We start from the raw sequence: 16,728 nt of genomic DNA, 5'->3' as shown, positions 1-16,728 counted from the left end.
AAGGTTATTTCTTAAATTTTTGCAAAAGACTCAATGTAGAGGAGTCATGATCGGATATTCCCAAATCATTGATATCCTTTAAAATATTCGTTGCCAATTGTTTTCCCAATTCAACACCCCATTGATCATAGCTGAAAATATTCCAAACTACACCCTGAACAAATATTTTATGCTCATAAGCCGATATCAAGGCCCCTAAACTATGTGGTGTTAACTTATCAATTAAAAAAGTATTGGTGGGCTTATTACCTGCGAAAACCTTAAAAGGCAATAATGCCGATATTTCTTCTTCGGAGAGGTTTTTTCCTTTCAATTCCGAAAGAACCTCCTCGGTAGTTTTACCGTTCATTAAAGCTTCAGTCTGTGCAAAGAAATTGGCCATTAATTTATTATGGTGATCAGCATCGCCATGAAGGGATTTTTTATACCCTATAAAGTCCGCCGGAATCAATTTGGTTCCTTGGTGGATCAATTGAAAAAATGCATGTTGGGCATTGGTCCCAGGTTCACCCCAGATAATAGTACCAGTTTGGTAATCGACGGGATCCCCATTACGATCCACGCTTTTTCCATTACTTTCCATAATCCCTTGCTGCAAATAGGCAGAGAATCTGCTTAAATATTGGGTATAAGGAATTATCGCTTCAGTTTCCGCTTTATGGAAATTATTGTACCAAATACTAAGCAATGCCATAATAACCGGGATGTTACTATCGAATTCCGTATTTTCGAAATGATCATCCATGGCATTTGCCCCCATTAAAAGAGCGTCAAAATTTTCGTAGCCTACAGCAAGTGCAATCGTAATACCCACAGCACTCCATAAAGAAAATCGACCGCCTACCCAATCCCACATTGGAAAAACATTATCTGCAGATATTCCGAATTCCGAAATTTTCTCAGTGTTCGTAGAAACAGCGGCAAAATGTTTGGCTACATCTTCTTGGGTCGCATGTTTTAAAAACCAATTTTTTATGGTGGTGGCATTACTCAGGGTTTCCTGTGTAGTAAAGGTCTTTGACACGACAACGAACAATGTCGTTTCTGGATCCAGTTCCTTTAAAACCTCGTGAACGTGGTCCCCATCCACATTACTTACAAAATGGGTCTTTAAATGGTTTTTATAATATTTTAGGGCTTCTACGACCATAGCGGGTCCAAGATCCGATCCACCAATACCAATATTTACGACATCGGTGAATGCTTTTCCAGTATACCCTTTCTTTTTCCCGGAGATAATTTCCTCTGTAAAGGTTTTTATGTGTTCTTTCACCTCATATACCTCGGGAACAACATCTACACCATCTACCTTTACCGAATCAGATTTTTTGGCACGTAAAGCGGTATGTAACACCGCCCTGTTTTCGGTTTGGTTTATAGCCTCGCCTCCAAAATATTTTGAAATCGCATCTTTTAAACCTACCTCATCGGCCAATTCCAACAACAGGGATAATGTTTCCTTCGTAATCCTATTCTTAGAAAAATCGAATAAAAAATCATTCCATTGAATAGTAAAGTCTTTACCTCGACCACTATCGTTCGCAAATAATTCCTTTAAATCAGTATCTTTAGTATTCTTATAATGTTGAGCCAGTTTCTCCCAAGCTGCAGTTTTCGTAGGGTTTGTGTTGTTTAGTGCCATGTTACTCGTTAAGTGTTATCAATTCTTCCTCTTTGGGCTTTTCTATATATTCAATACAATCCAATTGCTCCCTTAAAGGCGCAATGAACTCAAAATAATCGGATCTTAATTCTTCAGCAAGTGGTTCTGCCAAAGGTAATTCTTCTTTCAATGGGTCTACCTGACTACCATTTTTCCAGAAACGATAGCATACATGGGGACCGCCGGTATTACCCGTCATTCCTACCCAACCAATTACATCCCCTTGTCGCACATACTCCCCTTTTTTAACCTTTTGATTTCGCATATGCAGATACTGGGTAGAATAGGTGCCGTTATGCCTGATCTTTACATATTTACCATTTCCACCACGTCGTGTAGATTCGGTTACCGTACCGTCTGCGGTTGCTACGATAGGGGTCCCGATAGGTGCGGCGTAGTCCGTTCCCTTATGGGGCCGTACCTTATAGCCATAATAGCGGATCCTTCTTTTTAGGTTATATCTCGAAGAAATTCTGTAATTGAATTTGATGGGCGCCTTAAGGAATGTTCGTCTTAAGTTATTCGCCTCTTCATCATAATAATCGGAAATATTCTTTAACGAATCACTTTGGTACGGAAAAGCATAGATCGGTCTACCATTATGCTCAAAATAAGCCGCTTCAATTGGACCGGCACCGACATAAATGGAATCATTAATATACTTCTCTTTATAGATGACCTTGAAACGGTCGCCTTTTTGAAGTTTGAAAAAGTCAATCGTCCATGCATAAATCTCGGATAATTTGAACGACATGCTGTAATCAATGTTCTGGTCGATTATGGCTTGGTCCAAATAGGAATCGATTACTCCCGACGCCTCGCGCTCCACAAAGGTGACCTGTTTCCTATCTTTATAAGCAACGACACTGTCCCTTAAATCAACGACGGTATAATTGATCGGGTCATTTTCATAAATGAAAACTTGGGCCTGCTCTATCGTATCTTTTGACTTTAAGATCACATATGGTTTACCAACCCGAATTCTTCGAACATCGAAAGTATCTTTGAACTCTTCTGAAATCTTGGCAATTTTAGGGTAATCCACTTTGTTACTCAACATAAGTTCGCCAAAACTATCTCCGTTCCTAACCGTATCGTGCTGTACGGTAAAGTCATCAAAGTTAAAACCGTATTGCTTTACAATAGTCGGCTCTTCGATTAATGCCAATTCATTATCCTTGTTTTCATTTAATCGATTTGCATTGTTATCCTTGCAGGAAGCAACCAGAATGAATATTATAAAAATGCCCCAAAATTTCTGCATCAGCCTTTTTTGATTTTGTCTGGATTGAACATATGATCTACCCATTGTTTGCCCCAGTCGTTCAACTCTTCTTTTGAATAAATTTCTGGAAAAAATATTATTTTTTGAAAACTTGGTGGCAAATATTTTTTCCAATTGGTGCCACCGGTCGCAGCTACTTGCCCCCCTTCTTTTTCCAAATATCTATGGGCAGAACCCATATGCATGAGCGGCCAGTTTATGTTCGCATTGATATCCAAGGTTTTTAGCGCTTGGATAAGCGCTGAATTGCCTTTTTTATCTTCTGGCAGCTCTAAATACTTATCATATATAGTGCTGTTCTTTACTTGTTTTGCTATACGTATCAATCTGGGGGTATACCTATATTCAAATTGTTTAAGGGTCAAGGTCTTTTCACCCGTTACTATATCAGTGGCCCCTTTTTTCCAATAGATATGCTCATAAAGATCTTCGATGGAATTATTGGATGAAAACTGATCACGTTCATCCAAGTGTACCAAATTCTCCATTCCCGTGGCGTATACCTCGATCATTCGATACTGGGCAGATTGAAACCCACTTGCGGGCAAAAGTGCCATTCTATATTTAAGGAACTGCTCGCGCTCCATACCCTTGATCATAATACTGAACGAAGAAATCAAAGCTTCGAAATAACTATTGATCCGCCTCGCTTTTTCTATATAAAAATCAACATCCTGTGCCTTATGATCCACGAATTGTTTTTGTTCGTGCAGAATAAGTTTAAAGTACAACTCGGTAATCTGATGGTACATGATGAATATTTCCTCATCGGGAAAATATGTTCGAGGTACTTGAAGACTTAATAGGGTGTCTAAATGAATATAATCCCAGTAAGTGAGATAACGTTGATAAAGAAGTCCGTCTAAATAAGAGCTGAGATCTTGACCAGAATCCTTGTATTTTTCTTCTAGCTTCGATATTTGGGATTCAATCTGCTCTTTATTATCCATTATAAAGTCATTCCATTAATATTTTGAACTGGTGCTTTAAGCCCTTATACCCGTCTAAATCGGCCTTAATTGAACCTACGGCCAAATCGGCCTTAATTCTAATGGGTATCCTGTTCTGGTCTTTCGACACCCACAGGGTGAGGCTCTCTTGCTCTTTGAACACCCTTCCCGATTGCACCAATGGTCTAAATTTATAACATTCGACCTTCCCATATTTGGTCTTTATTACCTCATCGCCCAAATACTTTAATTTAAAATCGAAAATACCATCATCATCATATAATAGTTTCAATTTTATGGCTTCACCTTTTACCAGATCTTTTGGCTCATAATTGTTCCTTAGATAATAAAAGGCTGAAATAAGATCCTGAATGCTATCTTGAAGTGCAAAATTAATCTTTTTCTTGTTTTTTTTATCATTAAGGACCGCTTTATCCTTATTATGGTCAAAATTGATTTCGACATCTTTCTTATATCCCCCTTCATCAATTTTTCTTATAAACCGATAGGGTTGGCCATTTTCTTTGTCAAAATAACTTTCATATCTATCATCGACTTTAAAAAAGATACTTGCAAAACCTGTAGTCTTGCCTTTTCCAATAACATGGTAGACCGGTTTGCCGTTTATATTGGAAGAACTGACCTGCAAAGTAGCATAGCTAGCATTCAACCAACCATAATGCATGCGGAACTTTAACCATTCCCCTGGTTCAAAAACCGAATCACCATTCTGTGCATTAATGCCAAATGAAATGGTCAAAAACAAAATTGTAAAAAATACCCTCATACCTAAATCTAAAGTAAAGCTACTAAAACAGAATCAATCTATCTTAATGTTTACATTTACTTAAACAATATTTGTTCCAAAGTATTGTATAAAAAAAAAAGCCCAGTCTTACAACTGGGCTTTTCCTAAATAACCAACCAAACTTTAAATTATGAAAAACCAATACTTAAAGTTGTAAGGGAACCACCCCTTACGAGTACAAATTTAATACATACCCTTGGTCCTAAAAACCCTTTTAACGTACTTTAACTAAAGCCTTAACAGTTATTAAGGGTTGCAGCTTCATATTTGGCAAATCGTTAAGAAAAAATCAGAGCGTACCCCTTAATTCCTGTTCCCTTTCTATAGCTTCAAAAAGTGCCTTGAAATTTCCTTTCCCGAAAGATTTGGCACCTTTCCTTTGAATTATCTCAATGAACATGGTTGGCCGATCCAATATGGGTTTGGTGAATATTTGAAGTAAATAACCTTCATCATCCCTATCTATAAGTATACTCAATTCTTTTAACGGTGCCAGATCCTCATCTATTTCCCCGACACGGTCCAAAACATCTTCGTAATAGGTGGGGGGAACGGTTAAAAACTCAACTCCCCGATTCTTTAATGCCGATACCGTTTCGATAATATTATCGGTGGCCATGGCCATATGTTGCACCCCTGCCCCATTATAAAACTCGATATACTCCTCTATTTGGGACTTTCTTCTACCTTCGGCCGGTTCGTTGATCGGAAACTTGATCCTGCCGTTACCATTACTCATTACCTTGCTCATTAAAGCAGTGTACTCCGTTGAAATATCCTTGTCATCAAAGGAGACCAATTGGGCAAAACCCATAACTTTTTCGTAAAATCGGCACCATTTATCCATTTCGTTCCACCCTACATTACCGACCATATGGTCTATATATTTTAAGCCCACTCCAGGGGCTTTGTAATAGGGGTCCCAACTTTTATATCCGGGTAGAAAGACACCGTTGTAATTTGTTCTTTCAACAAAAATATGAACGGTTTCCCCGTAGGTATGAATACCTGACAGTACAACCTCCCCGTGTTCGTCAGTTAATACCTGAGGTTCCATATAACTTTCAGCACCCCTTGCCAAAGTTTCCTTATAGCTTTTGGTTGCATTATCTACCCAAAGGGCTATGGCCTTTACACCGTCGCCATGGGCATCTATATGTTTGTTGATGGGGCCACCTGATTTTAGAGGTGATGTAAGAACCAATCGAATTTTATCTTGTTGCAATACATAGGAAACCCGATCCTTTAGACCGGTTTCCAAACCCGCATAGGCCAAGGGCTGAAACCCCCAAGCGGAAATATAGTAATGTGCCGCCTGTTTAGCGTTACCCACATAAAGCTCTACATGGTCTGTTCCCAAAAGGGGTAAAAAATCTTCAGCTTCTGGATTTTCTTTCGGCAATCGCAAAGAAGTATTATCTAAGGTAGACATGATATTTAAGTTTTTAGAATGATATAAAAAAGCATATTCGGCCTTACAGCCATTTTTTAAACCGAAGCTATGCCTTACCACATTGCCCTAAGATGGGCCGTTATATCAATTCTTTTTTTTATCACGTGAATTTGCTCTAAGACAAATATCGTAAAAATCCTGTAATGCGTTCTTATCCAACTTAAAACCAATATCCTACACTAAAGAACAGCCTGCTACTACCTTCCGGCGACCAAGAGTACATTACCTGTATGGGGCCCATCAAAGATTCTAGCCCGTAACTTATACCATAACCCGAATAATTGGGAGCAGTGAACCACTCTCCCGTCCTAAAAAGGTCATCATCGACATTGGCATAATTAGCAGTCAACATCAAATGGTTTTTCGGGGCAAATTCAAGATCAACTCGTGCATATGATTTTACGTAGCTATTACCAAGAAACGAGAGAAAATCATAGCCTACGAAAGGGACCAGATTATTAATGAGGTTATTCCCATAGCCGCCCAAAATAAAATCAAAAGAGGTTACCCCTGAAGTCCCCAGCTTAAAACCACCTTCCGTTTCAAGGTTTAGGTATAAATTCTTGGCCAAAGAAAATGCTCCTCCCATTCTAGCTTTTGCCACGGAAAATTCCTTGAAATTATTGTTGAAATCAGAGGATAATAAATAAAAGTGAAAATCCCCGTCAAAAAACAATCCTCGAGTAGGAAAATAGGTGTCGTCATAGGTATCTAATTTCAACTTGCCATACGCACTGAAATAATTGCTTTTATCAAAATACGTACGATCGTCCGTTGAATTGGCAAGCATTTCATTATCCTCATCTGTAGAAGCCCCAAAAGTATCGGTGCTGTATTTCAAAAACTTATGCTCAACACCTAAACTAAAGCTGAATTCTTCTTGAAGGACCGTCTGTACATAGATTTGATTGGTTAGATCCAAAACATCCATATTCAAATTATTGATGTTCAGGCCGGGTGAAACAGGAAAATTACTTTCTATTAAATCAAAATTTATCTCTTCCCCAAAATTATCGAACCTTGAATTTATCCCAAAACTCCAATAAGAACCCTTATCGATATAATATTGCATATTATATCGTAGTTGATCCCCCAAAATAAAATCAAAGGACGCAACATCATCACCGAAAAACAGATTCTTATGGGTAAGATTAATGATTGCCGCACTATGATAAAGATCATCGTAATGGGCACCGATCTTTAAAAAAGTCCTGTTAGGGCTTTCGTTCAGTTTAAGAATAAGTTCTTCCCCAATATCGTATGATAAAAGCTCATATCGAATGGTCTTAAAGTTACCGGTCGCCGCTAAATTGCTTATACCTTGTTGCAATTTTTTAAATGTGGTCTTCTCTCCCAATTTAAACCTAAGTTTTCCTTTTACGTACCCACGTGTATATCTTTCATTATCCCCTTGGAGCGATAATCTGGAAATCACTAAAGTATCAACGGGTTTTATATGAGCCTTAGGAAAATGAACCGATTGCTGCGAAGCAATTTTCTCTAATTGTTCCAATTTATCCTCTGCGGCATTTTTTCCTTTTTCGATAATCTCATCATCCAAATCAAAATCCATTACAGAATAGTTTGACATGTCGGGTTTAATATAAACATCTGTAGATGCCGCTTTATTGACCATGTCCCCGACAGTCCTATAATTGTTGATCTGAAATAAAATCTCGGTAGCGGACAAAAGCTCACTCCTATCCCTTAAGGCGTGTTGCACGTCTACCCCAATAATAATATCGGCACCCATTTTCTTAACCTCCTCTAAAGGGTAATTATTTACAACACCACCATCTATAAGCACTTTGCCATCAATAGTTGCAGGCTCAAATAAGGAAGGAAGGGTGCCCGATGCCATTATAGCCTCTGGCAAATAGCCCCTGTCCAATATAACAGGTTTACCTGTTTCAACATTGGTGGCTATACATACGAACGGAATGGGTAATTTACTGAAGTCATTTATATCCTTGACATGATAAAGATATTTCACCATTTCGTTATAGATATTCTGACCTCCGGAAAAACCCTGGGGTATAGTTAGTTTGAAATTATCAAATGGTAGGTTTATGGCATACCTCTCGGAATCTTCCTTTTCATAAAATGTTTTGACATTCCTGGGTAATTCATCACTGATGAGACTTTCAAAATCGATATTCCTGAATATAGAATCCAGTTGGGTCGCCGAATAACCAGAAGCATACAATGCCCCCACAATGGCCCCCATGCTGGTACCACCAATATAGTCGATCTTTACCCCGGCTTCCTCTATGACCCTAAGCGCTCCTATATGGGCCAATCCTTTTGCCCCCCCGCCACTAAGTACCAGACCTACCTTCAATTCCTTTTTAGGTTCAGGATCTTGAGCCTTTACATGAAGCACTAAAAGCAACAATATCATAATAGGTAAGGTCTTCATCTTAAATCGAATTTTATTCATACCCATACTCCAAACTTTACATACCCTTTTATTCAATGAAATGCTTCAAAAATCTTTTTTGCTTTGGCCATACCTACCACTGCCGTTAAATTATCGAGCGAGGCCGACTTGATCCTTTTCACCGATTTAAATTTTTTCAATAAATCGCTTGCCGTTTTCTCCCCGATACCTTCAATATTCTCCAGCTCCGAATTAATGGCCGCCTTACTTCTTTTATTCCTATGAAAGGTAATACCGAACCTATGGGCTTCATTCCTTAGTTGCTGTACTATTTTCAGGCTTTCCGACTTCTTGTCCAGATAAAGCGGGATAGGGTCTTCGGGAAAGTAAATTTCTTCCAACCGTTTGGCGATACCTATTATGGCAATCTTCCCTCTTAACCCAAGAACATCCAAACTCCTCAGGGCAGATGACAACTGGCCCTTACCCCCATCTATGACGATTAATTGCGGCAAAGGTTGCTCCTCATTCAACAATCTTTTATATCGCCTGAAAACCACTTCCTCCATAGATGCAAAATCATCGGGGCCATCTACCGTTTTTATGTTGTAATGCCTATAGTCTTTTTTAGATGGTTTCCCGTTCTTGAATACCACACAGGCCGCCACAGGATTGCTTCCTTGAATATTGCTATTATCAAAACACTCTATGTGCCTTGGCTCTTCGGATAACCGCAAATCTATTTTCATTTGTGCCATGACCCTATTCGTATGTCTTTCCGGATCCATGATCTTAATTTGATTGAATCGTTCCTGCCTAAAGTATTTGGCATTTCGGATAGAAAGATCAAGAATCTTTCGTTTATCCCCCAATTTGGGAATGGTCACCTTTAAATGAGGCTCGACCACGACCTTAAAAGGCACATATAACTCTTTTGATTCCGAATCGAATCTTTGCCTTAGTTCAAAGATCGCCAATTGTAACAAATCCTCATCCTTTTCATCTAACTTCTTTTTAATTTCCATGGTATGGGACCTAATGATCGAACCGTGCGACAATTGTAAAAAGTTGATATAGGCAAAGGCATCATCCGTAATTATGGAAAAAACATCTACATTGTTGATTTTCGGATTTACAATGGTAGTCTTTGATTGATAATTCTCAAGCACGTTGATCTTATCCTTAAATTGTTGTGCCTCTTCAAAACGCATTTCATCTGCAAGCGATTTCATTTTGTTTTTGAAGGATTGCAATGAAGATTTAAAATTACCTTTTAGGATATCACGAATCTCACTAACCTGTCGATCATAATCCCCGATGGATTGAAACCCTTCACACGGCCCCAAACAGTTTCCCAAATGATATTCTAAACACACCTTGTATTTTCCTGCATTTATTTTTTCTTGGGACAGATCATAATTACAGGTTCTTATGGGATAAATGTTCTTGATCAATTCCAGCAAAGTCTTTACCGTATACATACTGGTATAAGGACCAAAATATTCTGACCCATCCTTGATTAATTTACGGGTCGGGAAGATTCTTGGGAAACGTTCATTCTTTATACAGATCCAAGGATACGATTTATCATCTTTAAGCAAAACATTATAACGGGGCCTATACTTTTTGATAAGATTATTCTCTAGTAATAATGCATCAGACTCGGTCGAGACAACAATATGCTTAATATGCTTTATTTTCTTGACCAATATCCTCGTTTTCCCATATTCGTGGTTTTTTGTAAAGTAAGAAGAAACTCTTTTCTTTAAGTTCTTCGCCTTACCCACATATAGGATCTTATCCTCATCATCATAGAATTGATATACCCCAGGACTTTTCGGCAATGTGCTGATTTGTATTTTTAAGGGTAATTCGGTCATTATTTCTTGTGGGAAATTTACTTTTTTAACTAATATGTTAAGTTACTATGTTTTTGAACAAAAGAAAGATGTTCCCTTCTTTTTTTACCTTTTCAAAATAAGAACGTCTGTATATGGACTATACTTTTTTTTGGCAGCATGAACCTTATAACAAAAATAAACCCTTTAAGGGCTGGTAGATAAATTTTCAATGCATTTAACAATGACCCGAAGCGTTTAGGTTGAATACAAGTTTTGCCTTTAGCCATTAATAATTCAATGAGTATATAAAGATAATCATTAATTAAACCGCTTCTTTCTTTTAACGAATTGTTAAAATTTCCTTCAAATAGTGTATTTCATCGATAAAAATGCGCACTTAATAGTGTTTGTAATGATTTTTTATTTACATTTAGATAATCAAAATCACATTTCACATGGACAATTATATAATAACCCTCGGGACCTACTTGATTTTAATGCTATTTTTCAAAATTTATATCGCAGTAGCTGTAAAAGAGTAAAAATCACTTAGTATCTTTAATCGTAACTATTCAACCACCCCACATGTTGAAATCAGATTTACGATTACAATATTCCCAACTTAGGAATCAAATTTCTCTGGAAAAAATTTCACAAGAGAGTCTATTGATTGCGAATAAGTCTTTGGAACTTCCTATTTGGAATTTCTCGTATTACCACATTTTCTTACCTATATTAGGTAAGAAAGAAATTGACACCGTTTTTTTATTATCAATACTTCAAGGGAGGGACAAAAACGTTATCCTGCCAAAAATGGAAGGCGGTTCTTTAATTCACTATTTACTAACGGACAATACCAAGCTCAAAACCAATAAATGGAATGTTCCTGAGCCTGTGGACGGCATTCAGATCCCACCGAATAAGATTGAGGTTGTGTTCATACCCCTAATGGCCTACGATACAAAAGGAAACAGGGTAGGTTACGGCAAGGGGTTTTATGATCGTTTCCTGCAACAATGTAACCCTGATGTGATAAAAATCGGTCTTTCCTTATTTGAACCTGAAGATAAAATTGAGGATGTTTTTGAAAATGATATTCCTTTGGATTATTGTATTACGCCAAATAAAATTTATTCATTTTCCTGAAGCGCGGCTTCATCAGTAGGGATTTCTTCAGATTTATGTCCGAATGCTTTTTTATTGAACACCAATAAAATACCAACCCCTGTGCTGATCGCCATATCGGCTATATTGAAAACAGGATCAAAAAAGCTGAAGTTCTTTCCTCCGAAAAAAGGGACCCAACTTGGCCATGTTGTATCGATCATAGGAAAATAAAGCATATCCACTACTTTACCGAAAAACCAACTTCCGTAAGGTTCATCTGAAAACATAGTGGCCACCTGACCATTACTTTCATTGAAAAGGACACCATAGAATACCGAATCGATAATATTGCCCAATGCTCCGGCGAAAATCAATGAAACGGCTAAGATCAGCGTTGTAGAAAAATGTTTTTTTATACTATCACAAAGCCAATAGCCGATGCCCGCAACCGCAAAAAGTCGAAATACCGTCAAAATCAATTTTGCCGTGTTCTCGGTTATAGGAAGAAAATCATTCAACTTTGCCCCCCAAGCAGCACCGGAATTTTCAATGAAGTGAATTTTAAACCATTCAAAAACCTCATAGGATTCCCCAAGAACAAAATGTGTCTTAATATAAATCTTACTTATTTGATCTATAAGCAATACTAAGAAAATAAGCAGTACTGATTTTTTTATACTCATTCGATACTAATCTTGATGGGCAAAAATAGGTATATTATTCGATTTTAGTAAGACGGATTTCCCCTGTAGTTGTGGTCAGGTCAAAATAATCTTTCCCTGTAGGTATATTATCCCTGAAAACACGCCCAAAGCTATTATTTATACTGAATGTCCCTTGAGTCGAATACACATTTATATCGCCACTACGGGTGGTTACAAGAGCTGATCCATGTATCCTGTTCAAGTTACAACTGCCATCGTCCAGTATTGCTTTGAATTCAGAATAATTTCCTTTGGCAATTACTTGGGTAGAGGTTCCCAGAATATGCACCTTCATGTTTTCAGGTATTTGTATTTGGAGTGATATGGAAATAACTTTGTGGGCGCTTAACTTATCATCGGGTATAATGAAATTTGGTTGAAAACCTGCGCTTATCCCAACTACAGGGCCTTTATGCCCGACCCTTACCAATAAATCATTTTTATATTCACCATCTATTCGGGCTTCGACCAAAATCTCCTTTGATTCCGAGGTTGAAAGCTCAACTTTAAAACAATTTTCGGTATTGATTTCCAGATATGTGGCTTCAGGGTCCTGGAGGGATTTCCGTATCACTTTTTGGGCGTTTAGCATTTGAAAACACACAAGCAATAGAACTACGCATATACTTCCGTTTCTTTTCACCATTGATATAAAAAAACGCCCCGTAAGGGCGTTTTAAATTATTTCTGCATGTTTTTTGCCTCAATACTCAGCGTTGCATGGGGCACCAATTTCAATCGTTCCTTATTGATCAATTTTCCTGTTACCCTGCAGATTCCATATGTTTTGTTCTCGATACGTAACAAAGCATTCTTTAAGTCCCTTATGAATTTTTCCTGACGAATCGCCAATTGGGTATTCGCTTCTTTACTCATGGTTTGGGAACCTTCTTCGAAAGCCTTGAATGTAGGTGAAGTATCATCGGTACCGTTATTACCATTGTTCATATATGAACTCTTTAAAAGTTCCAAGTCACTTTTTGCCTTAACGATTTTTTCTTCAATCAAGGTTTTGAATTCCGCCAAATCCTTATCTGAATATCTTACTTTTAAATCTTCTGCCATAATTTAATGTTTTTCAATAAACAATCTTGTGTTCACTTGGTCAAAAGCAATAGCTGTGCCATTTTCCAAATTTTCCTCAAATACAAGATTGGCTGTTAACGTTTCGGCCTTGATATAACCAAGGTTACTTTCGACCGCGTTTTCTACCAAACCGTCTTTAAGGATTTTAATATCAATTCTGTCAGTTACTTCGTAACCCGATTCTTTTCTAATATTTTGAATCCTATTTACCAATTCGCGAGCAATACCCTCTTTTTTAAGATCTTCGTTGATGGTAACGTCCAAGGCAACCGTTAATGGTCCTTGGCTAGCAACCAGCCAACCTTCTATGTCTTGAGAGGTTATCTCTACATCCTGTAACTGTAATTTAATACTTTTATTATTGATTCCTAATGATATTTCGCCCTCCTGCTCAATTTTTTGGATGTCTTCCTGTCCTAAAGCACTTACAGCTTGTGCGATCAACTTCATATCCTTGCCGAATTTTGGACCTAAAACCTTGAAATTAGGTTTTATCCGTTTCACGAGGATTCCTGATGCATCGTCCAATAATTCTATTTCCTTAACATTTACCTCTGACTTGATCAAATCGGCAACTGCTTCAATCTCATGTCGCTGATTTTCATCCAAAACCGGAATCATGATCTTTTGCAAAGGTTGTCTCACCTTTATTTTTTCTTTTTGGCGTATAGAAAGAACCAAAGAAGATATTGTCTGTGCCTTGGCCATTTTACTTTGCAACCCTTCATCGATTACCGTAGGGTCACATTCTGGGAAATGGGACAAATGCACACTCTCAAAAGAATCCTTAACAGTAGTATTGGTCAGATCCTTATACAAACGATCCATAAAGAAAGGAGCAATAGGCGCTGATAATTTGGCAACGGTCACCAAACACGTATACAATGTTTGATAGGCGGATATTTTATCTTTTTCATATTCACCTTTCCAAAAACGTCTTCTGCACAAACGTACATACCAGTTACTTAAGTTTTCTTGTACATAATCCGAAATCGCACGTGCAGCCCTGGTAGGTTCATAATCGGTATAGGCTTCGTCTACCTTTTTGATCAAGGTGTGTAATTCTGACAAAATCCATCGGTCAATCTCAGGTCGTTCATTTAACCGAATGTCTTCCTCGGTATATTTAAATTCATCAAGATTGGCATAAAGTGCGAAAAATGAATAGGTATTGTACAGTGTTCCGAAGAACTTTCTTTTTACCTCAACAATTCCATCAATATCGAACTTTAGATTATCCCAAGGATTTGCATTTGAAATCATATACCAACGTGTGGCATCGGGTCCGTGCTCATCCATTGTTTCAAATGGATCAACGGCATTGCCCAATCTTTTCGACATTTTCTTGCCCTCCTTGTCAAGTACAAGTCCGTTAGAAACAACATTCTTATACGCTACAGAATCGAAAACCATTGTCGCAATGGCATGTAAGGTATAGAACCATCCGCGGGTCTGATCTACCCCCTCTGCGATAAAATCGGCAGGGAACGTTTCGGCCTTGTCAATGAAACCTTGATTTTCAAAAGGATAGTGCCATTGGGCATATGGCATGGAACCACTATCGAACCAAACATCGATTAGGTCACTTTCACGTTTCATCGGTTTCCCTGATTTGGAAACCAAGGTAATTTGATCAACGATATTTTTATGAAGGTCAACCTTCCCATAATTTTCCTCACTCATATCACCAACAACGAAATCGGCGAAAATATCTTTCTCGAGAACACCTGCATCTACAGCCTTGGCCATTTCTGCCTTAAGTTCTTCCACAGAACCTATCATCAATGCCTCTTTACCGTCCTCTGTACGCCAAATGGGCAATGGTATTCCCCAATACCGTGAACGGGACAGGTTCCAATCATTGGCATTTGCCAACCAATTTCCGAATCTACCCTCACCTGTGGCTTTGGGTTTCCAGTTTATGGTCTGGTTCAATTCGAACATACGATCCTTGACGTCCGATATTTTAATGAACCAAGAATCCAACGGATAATATAAAAGCGGTTCATCGGTACGCCAGCTATGAGGATAACTGTGCACATATTTTTCGACCTTAAAGGCCTTGTTCTCTTCCTTTAATCGAATAGCGATCTCAACATCTACAGACCTTTCAGGAGCTTCGCCTTCGTCATAATATTCGTTTTTAACGTATTTGCCCCCAAGTTCTTTCATTTCTGGTCGGAACTTCCCTTGCAAATCTACAAGTGGAACCGGATTGTTGTTTTCATCCAATACCAACATTGGCGGTACTTCTGGTTTGGCCTGTTTGGCCACCAAGGCATCATCTGCCCCAAAGGTAGGTGCGGTATGCACAATACCCGTACCATCTTCAGTTGTCACAAAATCCCCTGAAATAACCCTAAATGCATTTTCCGGATTTTGATAGGGAAGCGTATATGGCATTAACTGTTCATAACGAATACCCACTAAATCTTTACCCGTGGCCTCCGCTATTATTTTATAAGGGATTTTTTTATCCTTAGCGGAATAGTTTGTGAAGTCACTTTCCTCTTTGGATTCAAAGAACTTACCACTAAATTGTTTACTAACCAGGTTTTTAGCCAATATTACTTGAATCGGTTCAAAAGTGTATTGGTTGAATGACTTAACGAGTACATAATCTATTTTAAGACCAACGGTCAAAGCTGTATTAGAAGGCAATGTCCATGGGGTGGTCGTCCATGCCATAAGATGTACATCCCCTACGATATTTTCAAATACGGGTGGGAGTGTTTCCTTTTTTACTTTAAATTGTGCGGTAACCGTGGTATCCGTTACATCTTGATATGTCCCAGGCTGATTCACTTCGTGCGAACTTAAGCCTGTTCCCGCTTTTGGCGAATATGGTTGAACGGTATATCCTTTATATATAAGCCCCTTATCATAAATCTGCTTTAGCAACCACCAAACAGATTCCATGTATTTTGACTTATAGGTGATGTAAGGGTCTTCCATATCTACCCAATAACCGACCCTTTCGGTCATTTCATTCCACACATCGGTATAGCGCATTACCGCTTTTTTACAAGCTTCGTTATACTCTTCTACAGAAATCTTAACCCCGATATCCTCTTTAGTGATTCCCAGTTCTTTCTCTACTCCCAATTCTACGGGAAGACCATGGGTATCCCAACCGGCTTTACGTTTTACCTGGAAACCCTTCATTGTTTTGTAACGGGGGAAAATATCCTTGATCGTTCTGGCAATTACATGGTGAATGCCGGGCATACCATTTGCAGAAGGTGGACCTTCATAAAAAACATAGCTGGGATTCCCTTCCCTACTGGTTATACTCTTCTCGAAAATAGAGTGTTCTTTCCAGTGTTTGAGTTCTTCTTTTGCAACCCTTGGTAAATCCAATCCTTTGTATCCTGCAAACTTCATCGTATCTCTGATATTGCTATTTTAATAAGGCTGCAAAATTATAAATTTTGATTGAATTAATTTCATA

General features: G+C 38.2%; 12 protein-coding genes. 1 reads left to right on the top strand and 11 read right to left on the bottom strand.

Annotated features, from left to right (window positions below; translation table 11 throughout):
• Positions 1-4: 4 nt before the first annotated feature.
• From pgi to uvrC, 7 genes are all read right to left on the bottom strand, one after another.
• Positions 5-1,642 carry a glucose-6-phosphate isomerase gene (gene pgi, locus R3X28_RS03215; protein WP_154363300.1) on the bottom strand — a complete coding sequence of 546 codons (1,638 nt, stop codon included), beginning with the start codon at positions 1,640-1,642 and terminating at the stop codon, positions 5-7.
• A 1-nt stretch (position 1,643) separates the two neighbouring features.
• A complete protein-coding gene (locus R3X28_RS03210) occupies positions 1,644-2,927 on the bottom strand; it encodes a peptidoglycan DD-metalloendopeptidase family protein (protein ID WP_282053741.1) in 1,284 nt (427 codons plus the stop codon).
• On the bottom strand, positions 2,927-3,898 hold the full coding sequence (locus R3X28_RS03205; RefSeq protein WP_282053742.1) for a tryptophan 2,3-dioxygenase family protein: 972 nt from the start codon (positions 3,896-3,898) through the stop codon (positions 2,927-2,929). The genes R3X28_RS03210 and R3X28_RS03205 overlap by 1 nt, the downstream gene beginning before the upstream one ends.
• Positions 3,899-3,905: 7 nt before the next feature.
• Positions 3,906-4,652 (bottom strand): DUF3108 domain-containing protein, encoded by a 747-nt coding sequence (locus R3X28_RS03200; protein ID WP_317663056.1) that lies wholly within the window; start codon positions 4,650-4,652, stop codon positions 3,906-3,908.
• Positions 4,653-4,995: 343 nt separating this feature from the next.
• Complete coding sequence (hppD, locus tag R3X28_RS03195; RefSeq protein WP_282053743.1) at positions 4,996-6,138, bottom strand: 4-hydroxyphenylpyruvate dioxygenase; 1,143 nt, start codon at positions 6,136-6,138, stop codon at positions 4,996-4,998.
• Between the two features lie 181 nt (positions 6,139-6,319).
• Positions 6,320-8,578, bottom strand: a complete 2,259-nt coding sequence (locus R3X28_RS03190; RefSeq protein WP_317662346.1) for a patatin-like phospholipase family protein — start codon at positions 8,576-8,578, stop codon at positions 6,320-6,322.
• A gap of 53 nt (positions 8,579-8,631) precedes the next feature.
• Entirely contained in the window at positions 8,632-10,419 is a 1,788-nt protein-coding gene (uvrC, locus tag R3X28_RS03185) for an excinuclease ABC subunit UvrC (RefSeq protein WP_317662345.1), read from the bottom strand.
• 546 nt (positions 10,420-10,965) lie between these two features.
• Between uvrC and R3X28_RS03180 the strand changes: the two genes are divergently transcribed.
• Entirely contained in the window at positions 10,966-11,526 is a 561-nt protein-coding gene (locus R3X28_RS03180; RefSeq protein ID WP_317662343.1) for a 5-formyltetrahydrofolate cyclo-ligase, read from the top strand.
• On the opposite strand, the gene R3X28_RS03175 is transcribed toward R3X28_RS03180, so the two are convergent.
• The 4 genes from R3X28_RS03175 to ileS form a co-directional block, all read right to left on the bottom strand.
• The gene (locus tag R3X28_RS03175) at positions 11,511-12,170 is read right to left on the bottom strand and encodes a lipoprotein signal peptidase (protein ID WP_317662341.1); all 660 of its coding nucleotides are present in this window, start codon (positions 12,168-12,170) and stop codon (positions 11,511-11,513) included. The genes R3X28_RS03180 and R3X28_RS03175 overlap by 16 nt on opposite strands.
• Before the next feature lie 34 nt (positions 12,171-12,204).
• On the bottom strand, positions 12,205-12,765 hold the full coding sequence (locus tag R3X28_RS03170; protein WP_317662339.1) for a hypothetical protein: 561 nt from the start codon (positions 12,763-12,765) through the stop codon (positions 12,205-12,207).
• A gap of 107 nt (positions 12,766-12,872) precedes the next feature.
• Positions 12,873-13,256: a TraR/DksA family transcriptional regulator gene (locus tag R3X28_RS03165; protein WP_154363320.1), complete on the bottom strand. Its 384-nt coding sequence runs from the start codon at positions 13,254-13,256 to the stop codon at positions 12,873-12,875.
• A gap of 3 nt (positions 13,257-13,259) precedes the next feature.
• On the bottom strand, positions 13,260-16,661 hold the full coding sequence (gene ileS / locus R3X28_RS03160) for an isoleucine--tRNA ligase (protein WP_317662338.1): 3,402 nt from the start codon (positions 16,659-16,661) through the stop codon (positions 13,260-13,262).
• Positions 16,662-16,728: the final 67 nt, after the last annotated feature.

The organism is Maribacter sp. TH_r10, assembly GCF_033101095.1.
Classification (GTDB): domain Bacteria; phylum Bacteroidota; class Bacteroidia; order Flavobacteriales; family Flavobacteriaceae; genus Maribacter_A; species Maribacter_A luteus.
This window is presented reverse-complemented; position numbering and strand designations above follow the sequence as displayed.

Coding starts and splice junctions, on each gene's coding strand:
- pgi (WP_154363300.1), bottom strand. CDS start 1,642: ATGGCACTAAACAACACAAACCCTACGAAAACTGCAGCTTGGGAGAAA.
- ileS (WP_317662338.1), bottom strand. CDS start 16,661: ATGAAGTTTGCAGGATACAAAGGATTGGATTTACCAAGGGTTGCAAAA.
- R3X28_RS03205 (WP_282053742.1), bottom strand. CDS start 3,898: ATGGATAATAAAGAGCAGATTGAATCCCAAATATCGAAGCTAGAAGAA.
- R3X28_RS03210 (WP_282053741.1), bottom strand. CDS start 2,927: ATGCAGAAATTTTGGGGCATTTTTATAATATTCATTCTGGTTGCTTCC.
- uvrC (WP_317662345.1), bottom strand. CDS start 10,419: ATGACCGAATTACCCTTAAAAATACAAATCAGCACATTGCCGAAAAGT.
- R3X28_RS03165 (WP_154363320.1), bottom strand. CDS start 13,256: ATGGCAGAAGATTTAAAAGTAAGATATTCAGATAAGGATTTGGCGGAA.
- R3X28_RS03175 (WP_317662341.1), bottom strand. CDS start 12,170: ATGAGTATAAAAAAATCAGTACTGCTTATTTTCTTAGTATTGCTTATA.
- R3X28_RS03180 (WP_317662343.1), top strand. CDS start 10,966: ATGTTGAAATCAGATTTACGATTACAATATTCCCAACTTAGGAATCAA.
- hppD (WP_282053743.1), bottom strand. CDS start 6,138: ATGTCTACCTTAGATAATACTTCTTTGCGATTGCCGAAAGAAAATCCA.
- R3X28_RS03190 (WP_317662346.1), bottom strand. CDS start 8,578: ATGAAGACCTTACCTATTATGATATTGTTGCTTTTAGTGCTTCATGTA.